18 protein-coding genes are annotated in these 20,438 nt (G+C 73.9%); 9 read left to right on the top strand and 9 right to left on the bottom strand.

The genetic code is table 11. The annotated features are described in order from the left end of the window. Positions 1-191: 191 nt before the first annotated feature. Positions 192-722 carry an RNA polymerase sigma factor gene (locus tag ACGF0D_RS32925; protein ID WP_392884269.1) on the bottom strand — a complete coding sequence of 177 codons (531 nt, stop codon included), beginning with the start codon at positions 720-722 and terminating at the stop codon, positions 192-194. Between the two features lie 362 nt (positions 723-1,084). On the opposite strand from ACGF0D_RS32925, the gene ACGF0D_RS32920 reads away from it, so the two are divergent. The 3 genes from ACGF0D_RS32920 (at position 1,085) to ACGF0D_RS32910 (ending at position 4,171) form a co-directional block, all read left to right on the top strand. Further along, positions 1,085-1,663 (top strand): TetR/AcrR family transcriptional regulator, encoded by a 579-nt coding sequence (locus ACGF0D_RS32920; protein WP_392922525.1) that lies wholly within the window; start codon positions 1,085-1,087, stop codon positions 1,661-1,663. A 230-nt stretch (positions 1,664-1,893) separates the two neighbouring features. Further along, entirely contained in the window at positions 1,894-2,931 is a 1,038-nt protein-coding gene (locus ACGF0D_RS32915; RefSeq protein ID WP_392884272.1) for an agmatine/peptidylarginine deiminase, read from the top strand. Between the two features lie 79 nt (positions 2,932-3,010). Then, positions 3,011-4,171 carry an agmatine/peptidylarginine deiminase gene (locus ACGF0D_RS32910; RefSeq protein ID WP_392922523.1) on the top strand — a complete coding sequence of 387 codons (1,161 nt, stop codon included), beginning with the start codon at positions 3,011-3,013 and terminating at the stop codon, positions 4,169-4,171. A 95-nt stretch (positions 4,172-4,266) separates the two neighbouring features. On the opposite strand, the gene ACGF0D_RS32905 is transcribed toward ACGF0D_RS32910, so the two are convergent. Continuing rightward, positions 4,267-5,442, bottom strand: coding sequence for an agmatine/peptidylarginine deiminase (locus tag ACGF0D_RS32905; protein ID WP_392922521.1), 1,176 nt, complete (start codon positions 5,440-5,442; stop codon positions 4,267-4,269). 142 nt (positions 5,443-5,584) lie between these two features. Here ACGF0D_RS32905 and ACGF0D_RS32900 point away from each other — a divergent pair, with 142 nt between their 5' ends. Further along, entirely contained in the window at positions 5,585-6,223 is a 639-nt protein-coding gene (locus ACGF0D_RS32900; protein WP_392922518.1) for a TetR/AcrR family transcriptional regulator, read from the top strand. Positions 6,224-6,251: 28 nt separating this feature from the next. Here ACGF0D_RS32900 and ACGF0D_RS32895 read toward each other — a convergent pair whose 3' ends face one another. From ACGF0D_RS32895 to ACGF0D_RS32865, 7 genes are all read right to left on the bottom strand, one after another. Then, entirely contained in the window at positions 6,252-7,433 is a 1,182-nt protein-coding gene (locus ACGF0D_RS32895) for an agmatine deiminase family protein (RefSeq protein WP_392922515.1), read from the bottom strand. Positions 7,434-7,576: 143 nt separating this feature from the next. After that, on the bottom strand, positions 7,577-8,374 hold the full coding sequence (locus ACGF0D_RS32890; protein WP_392922512.1) for an ABC transporter ATP-binding protein: 798 nt from the start codon (positions 8,372-8,374) through the stop codon (positions 7,577-7,579). Continuing rightward, positions 8,367-9,347: an ABC transporter ATP-binding protein gene (locus tag ACGF0D_RS32885; RefSeq protein ID WP_392884281.1), complete on the bottom strand. Its 981-nt coding sequence runs from the start codon at positions 9,345-9,347 to the stop codon at positions 8,367-8,369. Before ACGF0D_RS32885 ends, ACGF0D_RS32890 begins: the two co-directional genes overlap by 8 nt. Continuing rightward, complete coding sequence (locus tag ACGF0D_RS32880) at positions 9,344-10,198, bottom strand: ABC transporter permease (protein WP_392922509.1); 855 nt, start codon at positions 10,196-10,198, stop codon at positions 9,344-9,346. Before ACGF0D_RS32880 ends, ACGF0D_RS32885 begins: the two co-directional genes overlap by 4 nt. After that, positions 10,195-11,154 carry an ABC transporter permease gene (locus ACGF0D_RS32875; protein ID WP_392922506.1) on the bottom strand — a complete coding sequence of 320 codons (960 nt, stop codon included), beginning with the start codon at positions 11,152-11,154 and terminating at the stop codon, positions 10,195-10,197. The genes ACGF0D_RS32880 and ACGF0D_RS32875 overlap by 4 nt, the downstream gene beginning before the upstream one ends. After that, the gene (locus ACGF0D_RS32870) at positions 11,151-12,797 is read right to left on the bottom strand and encodes an ABC transporter substrate-binding protein (RefSeq protein ID WP_392922503.1); all 1,647 of its coding nucleotides are present in this window, start codon (positions 12,795-12,797) and stop codon (positions 11,151-11,153) included. The genes ACGF0D_RS32875 and ACGF0D_RS32870 overlap by 4 nt, the downstream gene beginning before the upstream one ends. A 30-nt stretch (positions 12,798-12,827) precedes the next feature. Continuing rightward, on the bottom strand, positions 12,828-13,886 hold the full coding sequence (locus ACGF0D_RS32865; protein WP_392922500.1) for an agmatine/peptidylarginine deiminase: 1,059 nt from the start codon (positions 13,884-13,886) through the stop codon (positions 12,828-12,830). 154 nt (positions 13,887-14,040) lie between these two features. On the opposite strand from ACGF0D_RS32865, the gene ACGF0D_RS32860 reads away from it, so the two are divergent. From ACGF0D_RS32860 to ACGF0D_RS32840, 5 genes are all read left to right on the top strand, one after another. Further along, positions 14,041-14,658 (top strand): TetR/AcrR family transcriptional regulator, encoded by a 618-nt coding sequence (locus tag ACGF0D_RS32860; protein WP_392884288.1) that lies wholly within the window; start codon positions 14,041-14,043, stop codon positions 14,656-14,658. Positions 14,659-14,760: 102 nt separating this feature from the next. Next, entirely contained in the window at positions 14,761-16,560 is a 1,800-nt protein-coding gene (locus ACGF0D_RS32855; RefSeq protein WP_392922498.1) for a protein kinase, read from the top strand. Positions 16,561-16,721: 161 nt separating this feature from the next. Further along, positions 16,722-17,924, top strand: coding sequence for an agmatine/peptidylarginine deiminase (locus ACGF0D_RS32850; RefSeq protein ID WP_392922496.1), 1,203 nt, complete (start codon positions 16,722-16,724; stop codon positions 17,922-17,924). Between the two features lie 57 nt (positions 17,925-17,981). Next, positions 17,982-18,689 carry an urease subunit gamma gene (gene ureA, locus ACGF0D_RS32845; protein ID WP_392922493.1) on the top strand — a complete coding sequence of 236 codons (708 nt, stop codon included), beginning with the start codon at positions 17,982-17,984 and terminating at the stop codon, positions 18,687-18,689. Next, the gene (locus tag ACGF0D_RS32840; RefSeq protein WP_392884293.1) at positions 18,686-20,395 is read left to right on the top strand and encodes an urease subunit alpha; all 1,710 of its coding nucleotides are present in this window, start codon (positions 18,686-18,688) and stop codon (positions 20,393-20,395) included. The genes ureA and ACGF0D_RS32840 overlap by 4 nt, the downstream gene beginning before the upstream one ends. Positions 20,396-20,438: the final 43 nt, after the last annotated feature.

The following is a 20,438-nucleotide window of genomic DNA, read 5'->3' as shown; positions in this document are numbered from 1 at the left end:
CGCGCACCTCTCGACGACTCGCTCGCTTCGCTCACTCACGCGCCCACCTCGCTCCGCCCCAGCGGGCGCTTCGCGCAACGCGCACCTCTCGACGACTCGCTCGCTTCGCTCACTCACGCGCCCACCTCGCTCCGCCCCAGCGGGCGCTTCGCGCAACGCGCACCTCTCGACGACCCGCTTTCTCCGCTTGCTCACGCCAGCGCCTCCCGCATCGCGATCCGGGCCCTGCGGGCACGGGTCTTGACCGTGCCTTCGGGCAGTCTGAGCAGGACGGCGGTCTCCCGGACGGAGAGCCCGTCGAGCACCGTGGCCTGCAGTACCTCTCGGAGTTCCGGCGCCAGCCGTCGCAGGGCGTCGCCGACGTCGCCGCCGACGGACCCGGCGAGCGCCTCCTCCTCCGCGGCGGGCACCACCGCCCGCTCGGCGGCTGCGACCGGCGGTTCGGCGTGGTGGGCACGGCGCCGGAACGCGTCGACGAGGCGGCGTGCCGCGATCGTCCAGAGCCACCCGACGGCCGTCCCGCCGACCGCGCTCCCGGCGAACGCGCCGGCCGCGCGCCACACCGCGAGGTAGGTCTCCTGCATGACCTCGGCGACGATCTGCTCGTCCGCGCAGCGGCGGCGCAGCCGCACCGCCAGCCACGGCGACGTACGCCTGTACAGCTCGTCGAACGCCCCGCGGTCCCCCTTGGCCACCAGCCGGAGGAGCCGTTCCTCGTCCATGTCGTCCAGTGCTCTCCTGCGTGATCTCACACCAGCCAGACGCGGGATCCGGCACCCGGGTTCTCCGTCCGGCGTGACCTGCGTCACGTGCCGCGGCCCGGCCTTCGGGTCCGTTCCGGCCGCTGCGACCGAGGTCAGCGCGTCGGGCGCCCGGTGGGCGCGGGGGCCGGGCTCCCGGCGCGGGCCCTGTCCGTCGGCTCCGCGGCCGTGTCCGGTGGCCGTTCGATCCACTCGCCGGGGTCCGCGCGGCACGTCGCTTCGCCGCCGGGACGGCGTGCTTCCCCGCCCGGTCGTCTCCGGCTGATCGGCCGGTCAGTGAGCGGGCGGAGCCGGCGCCGACGCCACCGGTAAGGTGGTGGATCGTGGCCAGTCGTAAAACGTCGATCATGGAAGCAGCGGCGCGGGTGATCGCGCGGCGCGGGGTGCGTGGGCTTCGGGTGGAGGAGCTCGCGGCCGAGGCGGGGGTGTCCACCGCGCTGATCTACTACCACTTCAAGGACCGCACGGGGATCCTCCGGCAGACGCTGGAGTTCATCAACGACCGGGCGGAGCGGTACACGACCGAACGCGCCGAGGACGCCCCGCCGCTGACGCCCCGCGAGGAGCTGGAGCAGACCCTGTTGCTGGAGCTCCAGGACACCACCGAGGTGCGGGAGAACAGCACTGCCTGGGGCGAGCTGCGGGCGAGCGCGGTGTTCGACGAGACGCTGCGCGAGGACCTGGCGCGGGCGACCCGGATCTGGGTGCAGGAGATCGCGGAGCTGCTCGGCACCGTGCGGCCGATGTCCTCGGCGGTCGCGCTGGCCGGTGCGGCGGAGCGGCTGACGGCGCTGCTGGAGGGGCTGAGCACGCGCTGGCTCAGCGGGAGCCTGCCGCTGGCGCACGCCCGCACCCTGCTGACGGAGGCGATCGACGTCGAGGTGGCCCGGCTCGGGTCCTGAGCCGTACGGACCGCGCAGGGGTCGTCACTCTGCGCGGGAAACCCGTCAAGGATGCGTCATGGCACGCCCATGAGTTTGACTGAACTTTCAGTCAGTGCGAGCCTGAAGCCGCGGGCAGGGCGCTGCCGCCGGCCCGGTCCCGTGGTGCGCCGCCGCGTTTCGGCGCGAAGAGTGGGACTCGGCGGCCCTCGGCGCCCTTCCCGGCACCGTCGCACGATCTGGAGATCCTCATGACCCACCACCTCGACGACCGCTCCACCGGGCCGTACCCCTGGGTGCCGGCGGACGACGTCCCGCACGCCCGGACCTGGATGTCCTGGCCCTCCCGCCGGGGTGTGTGGGGACTGCGCCTGGGCGGCGTCCAGGAGGACATCGCGCTGATCGCCCGCACGATCGCCGAGTTCGAGCCGGTGGTGATGTGCGCCCCCGACGACTGGACCGCCGGCAAGGCGCAGTCCCGGTGCGGCTCCGGGGTGGAGGTGATCACCGCCATCCCCACCGACGACCTGTGGATGCGCGACACCGCGCCGGTGTTCCGCCGGGACGGGTACGGCGGCCTGGACGCCGTGATCCTCAACTTCAACGGCTGGGGCAACAAGCAGGTGCACCACGACGACGCCCTGGTCGCCGAACGCCTCGCCGCCCGCCGCGGCCTGCGCCACACCTACGCGGACTTCGTCGGCGAGGGCGGCGCGATCGAGACCGACGGCGACGGCACCGTGATGGCCACCGAGAGCAGCCTGGTCAACAAGAACCGCAACCGCGGCATGAGCCGGGACGAGATCGAGGAGGCCGTCCTGGAGGCGTACGGCGCGGACACCATGATCTGGCTGCCGGGCGTCAGGGGCCAGGACATCACCGACGACCACGTGGACGTCACCTCCCGGTTCGTCCGCCCCGGCGTGGTGATGGTGCAGCTGCCGCCCGCCGACCGGAACGACTCCTGGGCGCGGGACGCCCGCGAGCAGTTCGCGATCCTCTCCACCGCCACCGACGCCCGGGGCCGCCGGCTGCAGGTCCTCCCGGTGCACGGCCCGGACACCGTCCGCTCCCGCAGCTCCAAGTTCGTCGACTCCTACCTCAACTTCGTCCTCGTCAACGGGGGCGTCATCACCGCCCAGTTCGGCGACGCGTACAAGGACGCCGCCGCCAGGGAGGCGCTCGCCGCGGCCTTTCCCGGCCGCGAGGTGGTGCAACTCGACGTCGACCGCCTGATGGCCGGCGGCGGCGGCATCCACTGCTCGACCATGCACGAACCACTGCCGTAGCCACCGGGCCGCCCAGCAGCCCAGCAGCCGTACCGCACACCTCGTCCATCGCACCGACCACCACAGCCGGAGTGCCCGTATGTCCCCTGCCCTGTCCCGCCGTACCCTGATGCGCCGCCTCGCCGGTGTCGGCGCCGGTGTCGGCGCCCTCACCCTCGGCCTCACCGCCTGCGACCCCACCGGCATCGAGGACGGCGCCACCCTGCCGCCCCCGCAGCCCGGCGGCACCCCCGGCGTGCGCCGCTTCGGCGCCGAGTGGGAGAAGCACCTGCGCACCGTGATGTCCTGGCCGGCCTCCGAGAACATCTGGGGCGAGCAGCTCCCGGACGTCCGCCGGGACGTGGCCGGTCTGGCCCAGGCCATCTCGGCGCGCGAACCGGTCGTGCTGATGGCCCGCCCCGAGCAGCAGGACGCCGCCCGCAAGGCCTGCGGCTCGGCCGTCGAGGTGGTACCGATCGCCGTCGACGACCTGTGGGCCCGGGACACCCTTCCGGTGTTCGTCGAGGAGGGCGGCACGGTCAAGGGCGTCGACTTCAACTTCAACGGCTGGGGCGGCAAGCAGCAGCGCGGCAACGACGCCAAGGTCGCCCGGACGGTGCTCGCCAAGTACGGCGTGGAGCGGGTCGAGACCCGGCTGGTCGCCGAGGGCGGCTCCTTCGAGACCGACGGCGAGGGCACCCTGATGGTGACCGAGAGCTCCGTGGTCAACGACAACCGCAACCCCGGCATGACCCGGGACCAGATCGAGGCCGAGCTGAAGCGGCTCCTCGGCGTGACCAAGGTGATCTGGCTGGCGGGCGTCAGGGGCAAGGACATCACCGACGCCCACGTCGACTGCCTGACCCGCTTCGCCGCCCCGGGTGTGGTCCTGCTCGACCAGGCCTTCCCCGGCACCCCGCCGGACGTCTGGTCCCGCTCGGCCGACCAGGCCCGCGCCGTCTTCAAGGACGCCGTCGACGCGGCGGGCCGCAAGCTGCAGGTGGTGGAACTCCAGCAGCCGGACCCGGACAGGATCACCGGGCGCGGCGACGCCTTCGTCTCCTCGTACATGAACTTCTACATCGGCACCAAGGGCGTCTACCTGCCGAAGTTCGGCGACGCCAGGGCCGACGACCGGGCGCAGCAGATCCTGAAGCAGTACTTCCCGGGCCGGGAGATCGTGCCGGTCAAGATCGACGCGATCGCGGCCGGCGGCGGTGGCATCCACTGCGCCACCCACGACATCCCCGCCCTGGGCTGAACGGGCGCCGGGCCGGCTCCCCGGGGAGACCCGCAGGGGCCGGCCCGGCGCTCGGGGCCGGGTCCGGTCGGCGGGCCGGACCCGGCCCCACCGCCTCACACCGCGGGCTGCTGCTGGGTGACGCAGTGGATCCCGCCGCCGCCCGCACCCAGGTTGTCGATGTCGAGCTGCTCGACGGTGCGGCCGGGGAACAGTCGGGCGAGGGCCGCCCTGGCGGCGGCGTCGGCCCCGGTGTCGCCGAACTGCGCCGCGATCACGGCGTTGTTGCACAGGTAGTAGTTGGCGTAGGAGCCGACGAAGTTCGGGTCGGTGGAGCGGATGAGGTTGTAGTCGGGCCCCTGGATCCGGCTGACCGCGAACGGGGTCCCCTGGGCGCTGGTGGCGGAGGTGAGGATCCGGTACTGCTGCCGGGCGTCGTTCGACCAGGCGTCGGTGTCGCTCGCGAGCGGCATCTGGACGGCGGCCGTCCCCGCGCCGAGGAAGCGGGAGGTGGCGTCCACGTGGTCGTCGGTGATGTCGCGGCCGGCGACCCCGTTGAACCAGATCACCTCGGTGGCGCCGTAGGCGGCGCACATCGCGCTCTCGGCCGCTGCCTGGGACATGCCGGGGTTGCGGTTGGCGTTGAGGATGCTGCTCCGGGTGGCCATCAGCGTCCCGGCGGCGTCGGTCTCGATGGCGCCGCCCTCGGCCACCAGCCCGGCGGCCGTGAACGGCAGGCCGAGGTAGGCGGCGACGCGCCGGGCGACCAGGGCGTCGTTGCCGTGCGGGTTCTGGTGGTTGCCCCAGCCGTTGAAGTTGAGGCCGATCGTGTCCAGGCCGCCCGTGCCGTCGGTGCGGAAGACCGGGCCGGTGTCGCGCATCCAGCAGTCGTCGACCGGGACGTCCCCGATGACGGTGACGGCCGAGCCGCACATCGACCGGGCCTTGGCGACACTGGCCGGGTTGGCGCACAGGGTGACCGGCTCGTACTTCGCGATGGTCCTGGCGATGAGGGCGATGTTCGACTGGACGCCGCCGAGCCTGCCGCGCCAGATGGTGCTGCTGTCCGGCCAGGCCATCCAGGTGCGGGTGTGCCGGGCGGTGTCCAGCGGCACCCGGAAGCCCGCGGCACCTGCCTCGCCGGTAGCGGTGCCGCGGTTCGCCGCCAGGGCCCGCCCGCCGGTCGTGGCGGTCAGCGCGGTGCCGGCGGCGACGATCCCGGCGGCCGTCAGGAACCGACGGCGGCCCAGCGTTCCCTCGGCCGTCGTCCCGGATCTGGAGCGGTCGTCCATCACTGCCTCCATGTCAACGTCCGCTGCTCGTGCAGCAGTTGACCGAAAAGGTAAAACTGACCAAGCGCTCGGTCAATACTTTGCGCAGCCATCGTTCCCGATGCGGCCCTACGAAACTCCCCCGGTCGTTACAGTGACCGCCATGGCGACACAGGCGACAGGCACGGCCGCGGGAACGGCCTCCACGGCGGGCGGGCCCGGCCGGGCGCGGGCCTCGGCCAAGGGCGAGCAGACCCGGGCACGGCTGATCGCCGCGGCCCGCACCCTGCTCGCGGGCGACGGCGCCGGGCGGTTCACCACCCGCAACGTGGCCGCCCTGTGCGGGGTTTCGCACGGGATGTGCCACTACCACTTCGCCGACCGCACCGAGCTCGTCGTCGCGGTGGTCGAGGACATCCGGCCCGAGTGGATCACCCCGCTGGAAGAGGCGGTGGCCGGACCGGGTGGTTACGCCGAGCGCGCCGAGCGGGTCGTGGCGCTGCTCACCCGGCCCGAGAGCCCCGACCTGGCCCGACTGCACTCCGCCCTGCACTGGCTCGCCCTCAACGACGAACGCGTCCGCGCGAGCCTGGAGGCCGAGTACGCACGCTGGCGGGCCGCCTTCGTCGGGCTGTTCCGCTGCCTGGTGGACGAGCGCGGCGAGGACCGCGACCCGGTCCCCCTCGGTGAGGCCTTCGCCGCGGCCGTGGACGGGCTCGCCGCCATCGGGTCGCTCGACGGCACGGTGGACGACGAGCGGGTGCTGCGTACGCTGCTGGACTCGCTGTCGTCGGCCGGCTGACCGTTCGACCGCCCGCCGCCCCGGCCGGTCACGGGGTGGCGCCGGGCGCGACGGGCTGCTGCTGGGTGGCGCAGTGGATGCCCCCGCCGCCCGAGGCGATGTGGTTGATGTCGACCTGGGTGACCTTGCGGCCCGGGTGGAGGTCTCCGATGATGCCGGCCGCGCTGTCGTCGGTGGCCTGGTCGCCGAAGCGCGGGACGATGACGCCGCCGTTGCAGACGTAGTAGTTGACGTACGTGGCCAGGAAGTCCTTGCCCGCGCCCGGGATCCGGCCGATGTCGGGCTCGGGGAGGTCGACCACCCTGAGCGTGCGCCCCCTGGCGTCGGTCTGCGTCCGCAGCACCTGCAGCGCCTGCGCGGAGGCGGTGGTCCAGACGTCCGCCGGGGCGTCGGCGGCGGGGCGGTGCAGGACCACGGTGCCCGGCTCGGCGAAGCGGGCGAGGGCGTCGACGTGGCAGTCGGTGATGTCCTGCCCGGCGACGCCCTGGAACCAGATCACCTTCGAGACGCCGAGCAGCTCCCTGAGGCTCGCCTCGATCCGGTCGCGGGACGTGCCGGGGTTGCGGTTGCCGTTGACCCAGGAGCTCTCGGTGGCCATCAGCGTGCCCTCGCCGTCCACCTCGATGCCCCCGCCCTCGCCGGTGATCGGGGCCTGGATGCGGGGGATGCGGTAGTGGTCGAGGAGGTTGCGGGCGACCAGGGCGTCGTTGGCGTGGGTCTGTTTGCCGCCCCAGCCGTTGAAGTTGAAGTCGACCCCGGCGAGGCCCTGCGGGCCGGTGACGAAGGTCGGGCCGGTGTCCCGGGCCCACAGGTCGTCGACCTCCAGTTCGAGCACCTCGACCGAGGAGCCGCAGGCCTGCCGGGCCTGGGCCGCCTGGTCGGGGCGGGCCAGCAGGACGACCGGTTCGAAGCCGGCGATCGCCCGGGCCAGCCCCGCGATGTCCTGCCGGACCCCGGGCAGTTGGTCTCCCCACACCTCCTCCAGCGCCGGCCAGGCCATGAAGGTGCGGGTGTGCGGGCCGGACTCGGCCGGCATGGCCCACCCGCCGGCGGACGGGCTCGCGGACGGGGCCGCGCCCGAGGCCGTACCGCTCGGGCCCGGCTGCTCCTCCCCGCCACCGTCGGAGGAGCAGCCGCCGGTCAGCGCGAGGGCGGCGAGCACGGCCCCGGACCGCAGGAGTGAACGGCGGGACGGCCGGGGGTGAGCCATGGGGCCTCGTTTCGCTTGGGGTCGGGTTCGGCTCCGCAGGCTACTGACCGGGAGGTCGGACCCCGGCGCGGCGCGCACCCGCCGTTCGGGGGAATCCGCTCACGGCGCCTCGGCGGCGGCGCCCCGCCCCGGCCCGGGCCGTCCTACAGGGCGCGGCGCGCGGCGGCGATCCGGTCGGGATCCCAGCCGGGCCGGGGGACGGACTCCAGCAGCAGCCGGGTGTAGGCGTGCTGCGGGGAGTCCAGGACGCGGGCGGTGGGCCCGGATTCGACGATCCGTCCGTGACGCATGACGATGACCTCGTCGGTCACGCAGCGGACGACGCCGAGGTCGTGGGTGATGAACAGGTAGCCGATGCCGGTCTGTTCGCGGATGTCGGCGAGCAGGTTCAGGACCTGCGCCTGCACGGACACGTCCAGGGCGGCGACCGCCTCGTCCAGCACCAGGACGGCCGGCTGGACGGCCAGCGCCCGGGCGATGGCGACGCGTTGGCGCTGGCCGCCGGAGAGCCGGCCGGGCAGTGCGTCGGCCGCCCGGGTGCCGAGGCCGACCTGGTCGAGGAGTTCCCGGATCCGGGCCTCGTGGTCGGTGCCGGGGAAGTGCAGCCGGAGGGTCTCCCGGAGCACGGCCTCGACGCTGGTGCGCGGGTCCAGGGAGAGGTACGGGTCCTGGAAGACCATCTGGACCTCGCGGGCGCGGGCCAGCCGTTCGGTTCTCCCCCGCACCCGGCCGCCGCGGGCCCGGCCCCGGACGGTGACCCGCCCCCCGTCGGCCTGTTCGAGGCCGACGACGATCCGGGCGGTGGTGGTCTTGCCGGAGCCCGACTCCCCGACGATGCCGAGCGATCCGCCCGCCGCGAGCGTGAAGGAGACGTCGTCCACCGCCCGTACGGTGCCGAAGGTGCGGCGCAGTGCGGTGACCTCCAGTACGGCCTCAGGCATCGGCGCGGCTCCCTTCGAGCGGGTGGTGGCAGGCGACCGGGTGGGTCACCGGGGTCTCCTCGCGGCACCGGGAGGTCGCGTACCGGCACCGCGCCGCGAACGCGCATCCCGTCAACTCCTCTCGCAGGTCCGGTGGTTGGCCTTCTATCGCGACGAGCCGGCGGTTCTCGGACTCCAGCCCGGGGGTGGAGGCCAGCAGCGCGGCGGTGTAGGGGTGGCGGGGCCGGTCGAAGAGTTCCTCGGCGGGGCCGGTCTCGGCGATCCGCCCGGCGTACATGACGTACACCCGGTCGCTGATGGCGGCGGCGAGGCCGAGGTCGTGGGTGACGAACAGCAGGCCGGTGCCGAAGCGCCGGCGCAGCTTCCCGAGGAGGGCGACGACCTCGGCCTGGCTGGTGACGTCGAGCGCGGTGGTGGGCTCGTCGGCGAGCAGCAGGACCGGGTCGCCCATCAGCGCGGCGGCGATCATGACGCGTTGGAGCATGCCGCCGGAAAGCTGCCCGGGGTGGCGGCGCAGCAGTTCCGGGCCGAGGCCGACGGCGTCGAGCAGTTCGGCGGCGCGGCGGTCGGCGTCCTCCCGGCCCAGGGTGCCGGTGAGGCGGACGCTCTCGGTGAGGAAGTCGCCGATGCGGCGCAGCGGGTTGATGGCGGACCGGGGGTCCTGGAAGATCATGGCGGCCCGACCGGCGCGCAGGGCGCGCAGCCGGTCGGGGCCCATGGTCAGGACGTCCTGTCCGTCGACCAGGACGCTGCCCTCGGCGGTGGCGCCGGGCGGCAGCAGGCCGAGGGCGCTGCGGGAGGTGAGGCTCTTGCCGGAGCCGGACTCGCCGACCAGGGCGACGGTCTCCCCCGGGCCGACGGTGAGGTCGACCCCGTCGAGGACGGGTCGGGCGGTGCCGGGCAGCCGGAGCCGCAGGCCCCGGATGTCGAGGGCGTTCACGTGTTGCTCCGGTCGGTCGCTGCTGGGGTTCACGGGGTCCTCCGGGCGACGCGGTCGGCCCATCGCTCGCCGACGACGTTGAAGGCGACGACGGTGAGCACGATGAGGACGCACGGCAGGATCGCGGAGAGCGGGTAGCCGTGCTGGATCGCGGTCTGGCCGTCGAAGACCATCCGCCCCCAGTCGGGGGTGAGCGCGGGGACGCCGAGCCCGAGGAAGGAGAGGCCCGCGAGGTCCATCAGGGCGTATCCGAAGTTGATCGTGGACTGGGCGAGGACGGTCGGGGCGATGTTGGGCAGGACGTGCCGCAGGCAGATCTGCGCGGTGGAGTGGCCCTGGACCTGGTAGGCGCTGACGTAGGGGCGGGCCCTTTCGGCGAGGACGAGCGAGCGGGTGAGCCGGGAGACGTACGGCAGGTAGGCGACCGCCAGGGCGATGACGGGGGCGAGCAGTCCCTCCCCGTACACCGAGACGATCAGGATGGCCAGCAGCATGCCGGGGAAGGCGAAGACGAGTTCGGTGCCGCGGGAGAGGACCGAGTCGAGCCAGCCGCCCCGCCAGCCCGCGGCCAGGCCGACGGCCACGCCCGCGACGGTGGAGAAGGCGACCACGCCGAGCGGGCCGAGCAGGGAGGTGCGGGCTCCGAGCAGGAGCCGGGAGAGGGTGTCGCGCCCGGCGGCGTCGACGCCGAGCGGGTGGTCGGGCGAGGGGCCGGCCAGGGCGTTGCCGAGGTCGACGCCGTTCGGGTCGTCCGGCGCGAGCCAGGGCGCGAGCAGGGCCGCGAGCACCACCAGGGCGACGACGCCGAGGCAGGCGAGGTGGAGCGGGGCGCGGGCGGCCTTGAGGCGGCCGAGGCCGGGCCGGCGGGCGAGGGCGACACTCATGCGTCGGTCCTCCTCGTGCCGAGGGCGACCCTGGGGTCGACCAGCGGGTGGAGCAGGTCGACGACCAGGTTCACGGCCATGAACAGGGCGACGACGAGCAGCGAGATGGCCTGGACGGTCGGGAAGTCCTTGGTGGTGGTGGACAGTTCGAGGAGCTGACCGATGCCGCCGACACTGAAGGCCGACTCCACCAGGACCGTGCAGACCAGCAGGGTGGAGACGACCAGGCCGCCGGTGGTCAGCACGGTGCCCAGCGAGTTGCGGAACACGTGGCGGCGGATCACCTCGCGTTCGGGCACGCCGCGGCTGCGGGCGACGGTGACGTGTTCGCCCTCCAGGGCGTCCAGCATCGCCGAGCGGGTGACCCGGGCGAGCATCCCGATCAGGTACAGCGCGAGGGCGATCGCCGGCAGGGTGAGGTGCCACAGCAGGTCCGGGAAGCCGTCGCCGGTGCCGCTGGTGGGGAACCAGCCCAGCCGGACCGCGAACAGGCCCTGGAGCAGGACCGCCGCGACGAAGGAGGGAGTGCCGACGGCGAGCGTGGTGGAGAGCAGGATCGCCGAGTCGGTCCGGCCGCCGCGCACCGCACCGATCCAGCCGAGCGCCAGGCCGACGACGACGACCACGACCAGGGCCATGGCGACCAGCGTCAGGGTGGCGGGCACCCGGTCGGCGAGCAGCGTGGAGACGTCGGTGCGGTAGGTGATGGAGCGTCCGAAGTCCCCCTGCAGCACCTGGCCGAGCCAGCGGAGGTACCGCACCAGGAACGGGTCGTCGAGGTGGTACTGGTCGTTGATCGCCTGGAGGGCCGCGGGTGAGGCCGACCGGCCCGACAGGAGGAAGCTCGCCGGGTTGCCCGGCGCCAGGTACATCGCGCCGAAGACCACGAAGGAGGCGGCGAGCAGGGTCGCGGCCATCTCCACCAGTCGCCGGGCGGCGAATCTCAGGAAGTTCACCGGGCGGCCCCCACGTCGGCGGCCCACGGGTAGTACATGTACGCGATGGTGGTGGGGGCGCCGGTGAGGCGCTTGTTCAGGAAGACGGCGGTGGGCCACTCGGCGACCGGGATCCAGAGCAGCTTCTCGGAAGCGGTCCGCTGGAGCTTCGCCTCGATCGCGCCGCGCGCGGCCGGGTCGTACTCGGCGGTGGCCCGGTCGACGAGGTCGTCGTACTCCTTGTCGCTGTACCCGGCGAAGTTCTGGTAGGCGCCGGTCCTGAAGTTGACGAGCAGGTCGAGCGGGTCGGTGATCGAGTCGTAGTACGTCTCGGGGAACAGGTCCAGGCCCTCGCGGGCCTTGGGGTCGGTGAACAGCGCGGTGAAGGCGTTCGGGGCGATCGTCCTCAGCCGGACGTCCAGGCCGATCCTCGCTCCGGCGGCCTGCACCGCGGTGGCGAGCAGGGAGACGTCCTGGCCGACGGTGCTGGTGGCGACGGTGACGGTCCGGCCCTCGGCGCCGGCCTCCTTGACCAGGGACCTGGCCCGGTCGATGTCCTGGGCGGTGGGGGCGAGGTGGTCGAAGGCCGTCCTGCGGACGTCGTCGGGGGCACCGGCCCAGACGGCCCGGGTGGTGAGGGAGCCGGTGACGGTGCCGGCGCCGCCGAGGCCGGCCCTGACGAAGCCGGAGCGGTCGAGCGCCAGGGACAGCGCCTGGCGGACCCTCAGGTCGCCGAGCGGGCCCTGCATGCTGGTGACGTTGAGGTTGACGGTGCTCAGGCCCTCGCCGAAGTACAGGGTGCCGGCGCCGCTGCCGCGCAGCCGGTCGTAGCTCTCGGTCGGGATCAGGTAGCCGCCGTCGACGTCGCCGGTGAGCATCGCGTTGGTGCGGGCGGACGGGTCGGTGAGGAAGCTGAAGACGACCTTCTTCGACTTGGCCCTGGGGCCCCAGTAGCCGTCGAAGCGCTGGAGTTCGATGGACTGGCCCTTGGCCCAGGTGCCCAGCTTGAAGGGGCCGGTGCAGTCGAGGCCGCCGCTGGTGCCGTAGTCCTTGCCGGCCGCCTCCACCCCCGCCCTGGCGACGACCACGCCGGCGGCCGTCGCCATGTACTGGGGGAACTGGGAGTCGGGCTGCTTGAGCTTGACGGTGACCTGGAGCGGGCCGGTGGCCGTGACGGAGTCGACGTTCTGGAAGACCTGGGCCCAGGCGGGGGCGTTGTTCGGGTCGGTCTGCCGGCCGAGGCTGAACACGACGTCGTCGGCGGTCATCACCGTGCCGTCGTGGAAGTGCACGCCGGGGCGCAGGTCGTAGACCCAGGTGGTCGGGTCGGGGTTGGACGCCCGTTCGGCCAGTCCGGGGGCCAGGGTGAGCCGGGGGGTCCAGCGCATCAGGCTCTCGCAGACGTTGGCGAGCACGGTGTTCTGCGGGTAGTCGAAGGCCTGGACGTAGTCCAGGGTGGGCGGTTCGGCGTAGGTGGCCCAGGTGAAGGAGTCGAGCTCGCCCTGGGCCGGTGGGGTGTCGGCGGAGAGCTGTACCGCCGCCAGGCCGGCGCCGCGGGGCGGGCCGGAGCAGGCGGTGACCAGGGCGGCGGCCGAGAGCAGGGCGGTGGCGAGGACGAGTCGGCGCCGGGGCGCGGTGCGTCTCGCGGGTGCGGTGGGAGTCATGTGGGGGTCTTCTCCGTTCGCCGGCGGGGGTCAGGCGCGATCGGCCGCGGACGGCGCGGCGGCGGACTGCGTGGTGGCGGACTGCGCGGCGGCCGGGATCTGCTGGGTGATGCAGTGGACGCCGCCTCCGCCGTACGCGATCACCCGGGCGCGCACGCCGACGACCTTGCGGTCGGGGTAGGCGGCGGCGAGCACGGCCAGCGCCGCCGCGTCCTCGGGGTGGCCGGCGACCGGTACGACGACGCCGCCGTTGGCGAGGTAGAAGTTCAGGTAGCCGACCTCGACCTCCCGGCCGTCGACCTCGACGAAGGCGCTCTGCGACAGGTCGACGATCTCGAAGGGCCGGCCCTGGGCGTCGGTGGAGTGCTCCAGCACGGTGCGGTTGGCCCGCATCCGCACGAAGTCCGGGTGCCCGGGATCGGCCGGGAGCTGCACCACGACCTTGCCGGGGGCGACGAAGGCGCAGACACCGTCCACGTGCCCGTCGGTCTCGGTGTCCAGCGCCCCGCCGTACGGCAGCCAGATGACCTTGGCGACACCGAGGCGCGCCTTCAGCTCGGCCTCGATCTCCTGCCGGGTCATCTCCGGGTTGCGGTTGGGGTGGAGCAGGCACTGCTCGGTGGTGATCAGCGTGCCCTCGCCGTCGACGGTGATCGCGCCGCCTTCGAGGATCATCTCGGAGCGGATCGCCGGGGTGCCGAGGTGCTCCAGCAGCAGGCCGCTGATCCGGTCGTCGGCGTCCCAGGGGCTGTGCTTGCGGCCCCAGGCGTTGAAGCGGAAGTCCACGCCGGCCCGGCGGCCGTCGCCGTCGAGGACGAAGATCGGCGCGGAGTCGCGGAACCAGGAGTCGTCGGTGGGCAGTTCGACGACGGTGAGGTCCGCGTCCGTGCCGCAGTGGGCGCGCGCGTCGTCACCGTGTCCGGGCGGGGCAACCATGGTGACCGCCTCGAACTCCGCGATGGCGCGGGCGACCGCCGCGTACTCGCGCTTCACCTCGGCCAGGGTGTCGCCCCACAGGTCCGGGCGGACGGGCCAGGCCATCAGGCAGCCCTCGTGCTCGGTCCACTCTGCGGGCATTCGGTACGTCACGGGAAACCTCTTCCGGTCGGGGTGTGGGAAGTGCCCGCATCCTCCACCGTACTGAAAATTCAGTCAAGCTTTTGTTCCGTGGTTGGCGCCGGCCCCTGAAAGAATCATCAGGACGTGCTCCGACCGGCCGGAGGGCCCGGTAGAGTGGACGACCATGTCGGATCGTCGGACGGAAATACTCAAGGCCTCGACCCGGGTGATCGCCCGACGCGGCGTACGCGGACTGCGGGTGAACGAACTGGCGGACGAGGCCGGGGTGTCCGCCTCGCTGATCTACTACCACTTCACCGACCGGGCCGGCCTGCTGCGCCGGACGCTGGAGTTCATCAGCGACCGCGCCGACCGCTACACCGCCGACGAGGACCCGGCACCGCGGGGCGGGGACCCCCTCGCCGACCTGGAGCAGGTGCTGCTCCTGGAGCTCCAGGACACCGCCGAGGTGCGGGAGAACAGCACGGCCTGGGGCGAGTTGAGGGCGACCGCGGTCTTCGAGCCGGAGCTCCGCGAGGACCTCGCGAGGAGCACCCACACCTGGGTGCACGACGTCGCCGAGCTGCTCGCCCGGGCCGACCCGTGCGGCACCGCCCCGGCCCACGCGGCGGCGGCCGAGCGGCTGACCGCACTCGTCGAGGGCCTGAGCGTGCGCTGGCTCAGCGGCTCCCTGCCGGCCGAGCACGCCCGCCGCCTGCTGCGCGGGGCGATCGAGGCGGAGCTGGGGCGCGCACCGCAGGACACCGGACCGGGCCGCGGAGCCGGATTGGGCCGATCCTGACGAAGCCTCTAAACTCGGCGGGTCCGCGCCAGCCGTGCGCCCGCTTCCGGGCCGTCGGCCCCGCGCGTCCCGACTCCCCGACCGCCGAGAGAGGCAGCCCGCATGCCCGCTGACCGATCCCCGTCCGCCCTCCAGCCGGTCTTCCAGGAGCTGACCCCGGACGACCCGCGCGAGGTCGGCGGCTACCGGCTGTACGCGCGGCTCGGAGCGGGTGGCATGGGCCGGGTCTACCTCTCGTACACCCCGGGCGGGCGGCCGGTCGCGCTCAAGGTGGTGCGGCCCGAACTCGCCGAGGACCCGGAGTTCCGCGCCCGCTTCGCCCAGGAGGTGGCCAGCGCCAGACGCATCCACGGCCTGTTCACCGCCCAGCTCGTGGACGCCGGTGTGGAGGCCGCCACGCCGTGGCTGGCCACCACGTACGTGCCGGGCCCGTCCCTGCAGCAGGTGGTGCGGCGCTTCGGCCCGCTTCCCGAACGAACGGTCCTGCTGCTGATCGCCGGCATCGCCGAGGCGCTGCAGGCGATCCACGCCACCGGGGTGGTGCACCGCGACCTCAAGCCGGGCAACGTGCTGATCGCCCCGGACGGCCCCCGGGTGATCGACTTCGGCATCGCCCGGGCCGCCGACGCCACCGCGCTCACCGGCACCGGACTGCGTATCGGATCCCCCGCCTACATGGCGCCCGAACAGGCGATGGGCCGGCCCGCGACCCCGGCCACCGACGTGTACGCCCTCGGGGCCCTGGCCGTCCACGTCGCCGGCGGCAACCCGCCCTTCGGTGACGGGCCCGACCCGTCCACGCTCTACCGGACCGTCCACGAGGAGCCGGACCTCGGCCCGGCCCCGGCGGGCCTGCGCGACCTGCTGCTGCACTGCCTCGCCAAGCGGCCCGAGGACCGGCCGACCACCGCCGAGGTGATCGCCGCCGCCCGGAACCACCCGGCGGTCGGCGGCCACCTCAGGTTCGGCGACGACTGGCTGCCGCACCCGCTGACCAGCCAGATCACCCGGCACGCCCACCTGCCGCAGGTGCCGGCCGAGGCCGCGCCGGGCGACTCCGGCGGGCACGGCGGCACCGGCGGGCACGGCGACCGGACGGCCGAGCCCGGCTGGGCCTCGGCCCGTACGGTCCTCGCCCCGGCGGCCGTCCCGACCCCCACCGTCCTCGCTTCCGGGCCGGTGCCGCCGCCCTCGGTGTCCGGCTCCGGGCCGGTACCGCCCCCCTCGGCGTCCGGCTCCGGGCCGGTGCCCCCGGCCGAGGGCGGCCCGGCAAGACCCGCCCGGGCCGGCCGAGGCCGCGGACGGGCCCTCGGACGAACGGCGCTGACCGCCGCCGTGGCCCTGACCGTCGGCGCCGCGGCGGCGGTGTTCCTGCTCGACGACCCGGACCAGGTGGAGGCCGCGCCCGCCGACGCCCCGGTCTCCGGATCCGCCGCGCCGGGCACCCCCGCGCCATCCGTCCCGGCAGCGCCCGCCGGAACCCCGTCCCCCACCCGGACGGCCCCGGCCGCACCGACCCCCACCGCCGGCTACGCCCCCGGCTACCGCGGGGTCGAGCTGACCTCGCCGGATTCCGGCCACGAGTTCGACCTCGCCACGGCCGCGGTCGTCCCGGCCGACAGCGCGACCTGGTACGTCGGCCGCGGCGACGGCGAGTTCCTCCTCCCGGAGGCCGCCGACTCCTTCGTCGGCCGGGACACCGGCCTGGGCCTCGCCGACTGCCTCAAGGGGCTCGGCAGCCGTCCGGCCGGGCATGTGCCGTTCAGTGCCGTCGGGCCGCGCGGCGCGTTCTGCGTCCGGTCCGCGGACGGCCGGGACCTCGCCGTGGTCCGGGTGCTGTCGACCGCCGGCGCGGACGGGCCGGTCAAGGTGTCCGTGGACCAGTACCGCCGCAACGGCTGAGAGCCGCCGTTCCCGCACCGGGTGGTCGGGGAACGGCGGCTCTTCGATGCCCTTCGGACGGCTTCGCCGACAAGCTTGACTGATTTTTCAGTCAATGTAAGAGTGCAGGTCCCGGCGATGCCGGAGCCTCCTGAACCACCCCAGCCCCACCGGAGTCCAGCGTGTCCCAGTCCTCCCTCGCCCGCCGCACGGTCCTGCGCTCGCTCGCCGGCGCCGGTGCGATCGCCCTCGGTGCGACCGCCTGCGCCGCCGCCGGTGACGACCCGGCCGGCTCCGCGGCCCCGACGGACACCGGCGGCCCCGGCCAGGCGTCCACGCAGGTGCCCGCACAGCCCTCCGCCCCCGCCCCGGCTCCCGCCCGCGGACGCCGGCTCGGCGGCGAGTGGGAGAAGCACGAGCGGACCTTCATGGCCTGGCCCGCCTCCGAGAACGTCTGGGGCGAGCAGCTCGGGGCCGTCCGCCGGGACATCGCCTCGGTGGCCAGGGCCATCGGCGAGCGCGAACCGGTGGTCCTGCTCGTCCGCCCCGGCCAGGAGGCCTCGGCCCGCAACGCCTGCGGCTCGGCCGTCGAGCTGCTCTCCGTCCCCGTGGACGACCTGTGGGCCCGCGACACCGTCCCGGTCTTCGTGGAGGAGGGCGGAAGGGTCCGGGGCGTCGACTTCAACTTCAGCGGCTGGGGCGGCAAGCAGGAGCACACCAATGACGGCCGGATCGCCCGCGCCGTCCTGGAGAAGTACGGGATCGAACGGGTCGAGACCCCGGTCACCGCCGAGGGCGGCTCCTTCGAGACCGACGGCGAGGGCACCCTGCTGGTCACCGAGAGCTCCGTCGTCAACGACAACCGCAACCCGGGCCGCACCCGCGAGGAGATCGAGGCGGAGCTCAAGCGGGTGCTGGGCCTGACCAAGGTGATCTGGCTGGCGGGTGTGAAGGGCAAGGACATCACCGACGCCCACGTCGACTGCCTCGCCCGGTACGCCGCCCCCGGGGTCGTCCTGCTGGACCGGGCGTTCCCCGGCACCCCGCCGGACGTCTGGTCCCGCTCGGCCGACCAGGCCCGCGCCGTCCTCGCCGAGGCCACCGACGCCGCCGGCCGCAAGCTCAGGGTGATCGAGATCAGCCAGCCCGACCCGGACCGGATCACCGGCCGCGGCGACGCCTTCGTCTCCTCGTACATGAACTTCTACATCGGCAACAAGGGCGTCTACCTGCCGAAGTTCGGCGACGCCAGGGCCGACGGCCACGCCCAGGAGGTCTTCAAGGAGCAGTTCCCGGACCGCGAGATCGTCCCCCTGTCGATCGACACCATCGCCGGCGGCGGGGGTGGCATCCACTGCGCCACCCACGACCAGCCCGCCGGCTGACCCCGCCCCGTTCCGCCCGTTCCGCCCGCCTCGCACCGAGGGAGAAGGGAACCCCCCGTGCAGCTGACCCCCACCGAACGCGACCGGCTGCTGATCTTCACGGCCGCCGAACTCGCCCGCGCCCGCCGCGCCCGCGGCCTGCGGCTCAACGTCCCCGAAGCCGTCGCGCTGATCTCGGACACCGTCTGCGAGGCCGCCCGCGACGGCCTCCGGCTGGCCGAGGCCGTCCGGCGGGGGCGCTCCGTCCTCGCCGCCGCCGACGTGCTGCCCGGCGTCCCCGACCTGGTCACCGAGATCCAGGTGGAGGCCGTCTTCCAGGACGGCACCCGGCTCGCCGTCATCGCCGACCCGTTCGGCGGCGGCACCCTCGGCGAGGCCGCGCCCGGCGCGGTGCTCCCCGACGGCCGTACCGCGCCCGAGCCGGAGCCCGTGCGCGTCCTCGCCGTGCGCAACACCGCGGACGTGCCCATCTCGGTCACCTCGCACTTCCACTTCTTCGAGGTCAACCCGCGTCTGGCCTTCGACCGGGCCGCCGCCTACGGCACCCACCTGGCCGTCCCGGCCGGCTCCTCGGTGCGCTTCGACCCCGGCGCCACCGTCGAGGTCGGCCTGGTGCCGATCGGCGGCGAACGGGTCGCGATCGGCTTCGCCGGACTCGTGGACGGCCCGCTGGACTCGCCGCGGGCCCGGCGGGAGGCCCTGCGCAGGGCGGCCGAACAGGGCTACCTCGGAGCAGTCGACGACGAACGGGAGAACCAGCGGTGAGCAGCAGCATCGAAGCGTCCGAGTACACCGCCGTGCACGGCCCGCGCGCCGGGGACCGGGTCCGGCTCGGCGACAGCGGACTGGTCGTCCGGGTCGAGTCCGACTCCCAGCGACCGGGCGACGAGTTCCTCGTCGGCTTCGGCAAGACCGCCCGCGACGGCCTGCACCTCAAGGCCGCCGCCGTCCGGGACACCTGCGACCTCGTCATCAGCAACGTGCTGGTGATCGACGCCGTCCAGGGCATCCGCAAGACCTCGATCGGTATCCGGGAGGGCCGGATCGCCTCGATCGGCCGGGCCGGCAACCCGGACACCCTGGACGGCGTGGACGTGGTCGTCGGCACCGGAACGGCCATCGTCTCCGGCGAGGGCCTGATCGCGACCGCCGGTGCCATCGACACCCACGTCCACCTGATGTCCCCGCGGATCATGGAGGCCTCGCTGGCCTCCGGCGTCACCACGATCATCGGCCAGGAGTTCGGCCCCGCCTGGGGAGTCGGCGTCAACTCCCCCTGGGCGCTGCGCCACGCCTTCAACGCCTTCGACGCCTGGCCCGTCAACATCGGCTTCCTGGGCCGCGGTTCGTCCTCCCATCCCGCTCCCCTCGTCGAGGCCCTCGCCGAGGGCGGGGCCTGCGGCTTCAAGGTGCACGAGGACATGGGCGCCCACACCCGCGCCCTGGACACCGCGCTGTCCGTCGCCGAGGCCCACGACGTCCAGGTGGCCCTGCACACCGACGGGTTGAACGAGTGCCTCTCCGTCGAGGACACCCTGAGCGTGCTGGAGGGCCGGACCATCCACGCCTTCCACATCGAGGGCTGCGGCGGCGGGCACGTCCCCAACGTGCTGAAGATGGCCGGTGTGCCGAACGTCATCGGCTCCTCCACCAACCCCACCCTGCCCTTCGGCCGGGACGCGGTGGCCGAGCACTACGGCATGATCGTCTCCGTCCACGGGCTGAAGACCGACCTGCCCGGCGACGCCGCGATGGCCCGCGACCGCATCCGGGCCGGCACCATGGGCGCCGAGGACGTCCTGCACGACCTCGGCGCCATCGGCATCACCTCCTCCGACGCCCAGGGCATGGGCCGGGCCGGCGAGACGGTGCGCCGCACCTTCGCCGTGGCCGGGAAGATGAAGGCCGAGCGCGGCCCGCTGGAGGGCGACGGCCCGGACGACGACAACGAGCGCGTGCTGCGCTACATCGCCAAGCTCACCGTCAACCCGGCCATCGCCCACGGCCTCTCCCACGAGGTCGGCTCGATCGAGGTCGGCAAGCTCGCCGACATCGTGCTGTGGCAGCCGGCCTCCTTCGGCGCCAAGCCGCAGCTGGTCCTCAAGGCCGGCTTCCCTGCCTACGGCGTCACCGGCGACCCCAACGCCGCCACCGAGACCTGCCAACCCCTCGTTCTGGGGCCCCTGTTCGGCGCCCACGGCGCCACCCCGGCCGACCTCTCCGTCGCCTTCACCAGCCGCGCCGCCGCCGAGTCCGGCACCCGGGACCGCCCCCACGACACCATGACCACCCGGCGCCGTCGCGTCGCCGTCCGCCACACCCGCGGCATCGGTCCGCGCGACATGGTCCGCAACACCCGCCTCGGCGAGGTCCTCGTCGACCCGCGCGAGGGGCTCGTCACCCTCGACGGCACGCCGTTGCGGTCCTCCCCCGCCGAGGAGGTCCCGCTGAACCGCCTCTACTTCCTCTGAACGCGTACGCCGCCGCCCCGGGCACGTGGGTGTGCCCGGGGCG

Origin of the sequence: Kitasatospora sp. NPDC048298 (assembly GCF_043201465.1) — a bacterium.
Classification (GTDB): domain Bacteria; phylum Actinomycetota; class Actinomycetes; order Streptomycetales; family Streptomycetaceae; genus Kitasatospora.
This window is presented reverse-complemented; position numbering and strand designations above follow the sequence as displayed.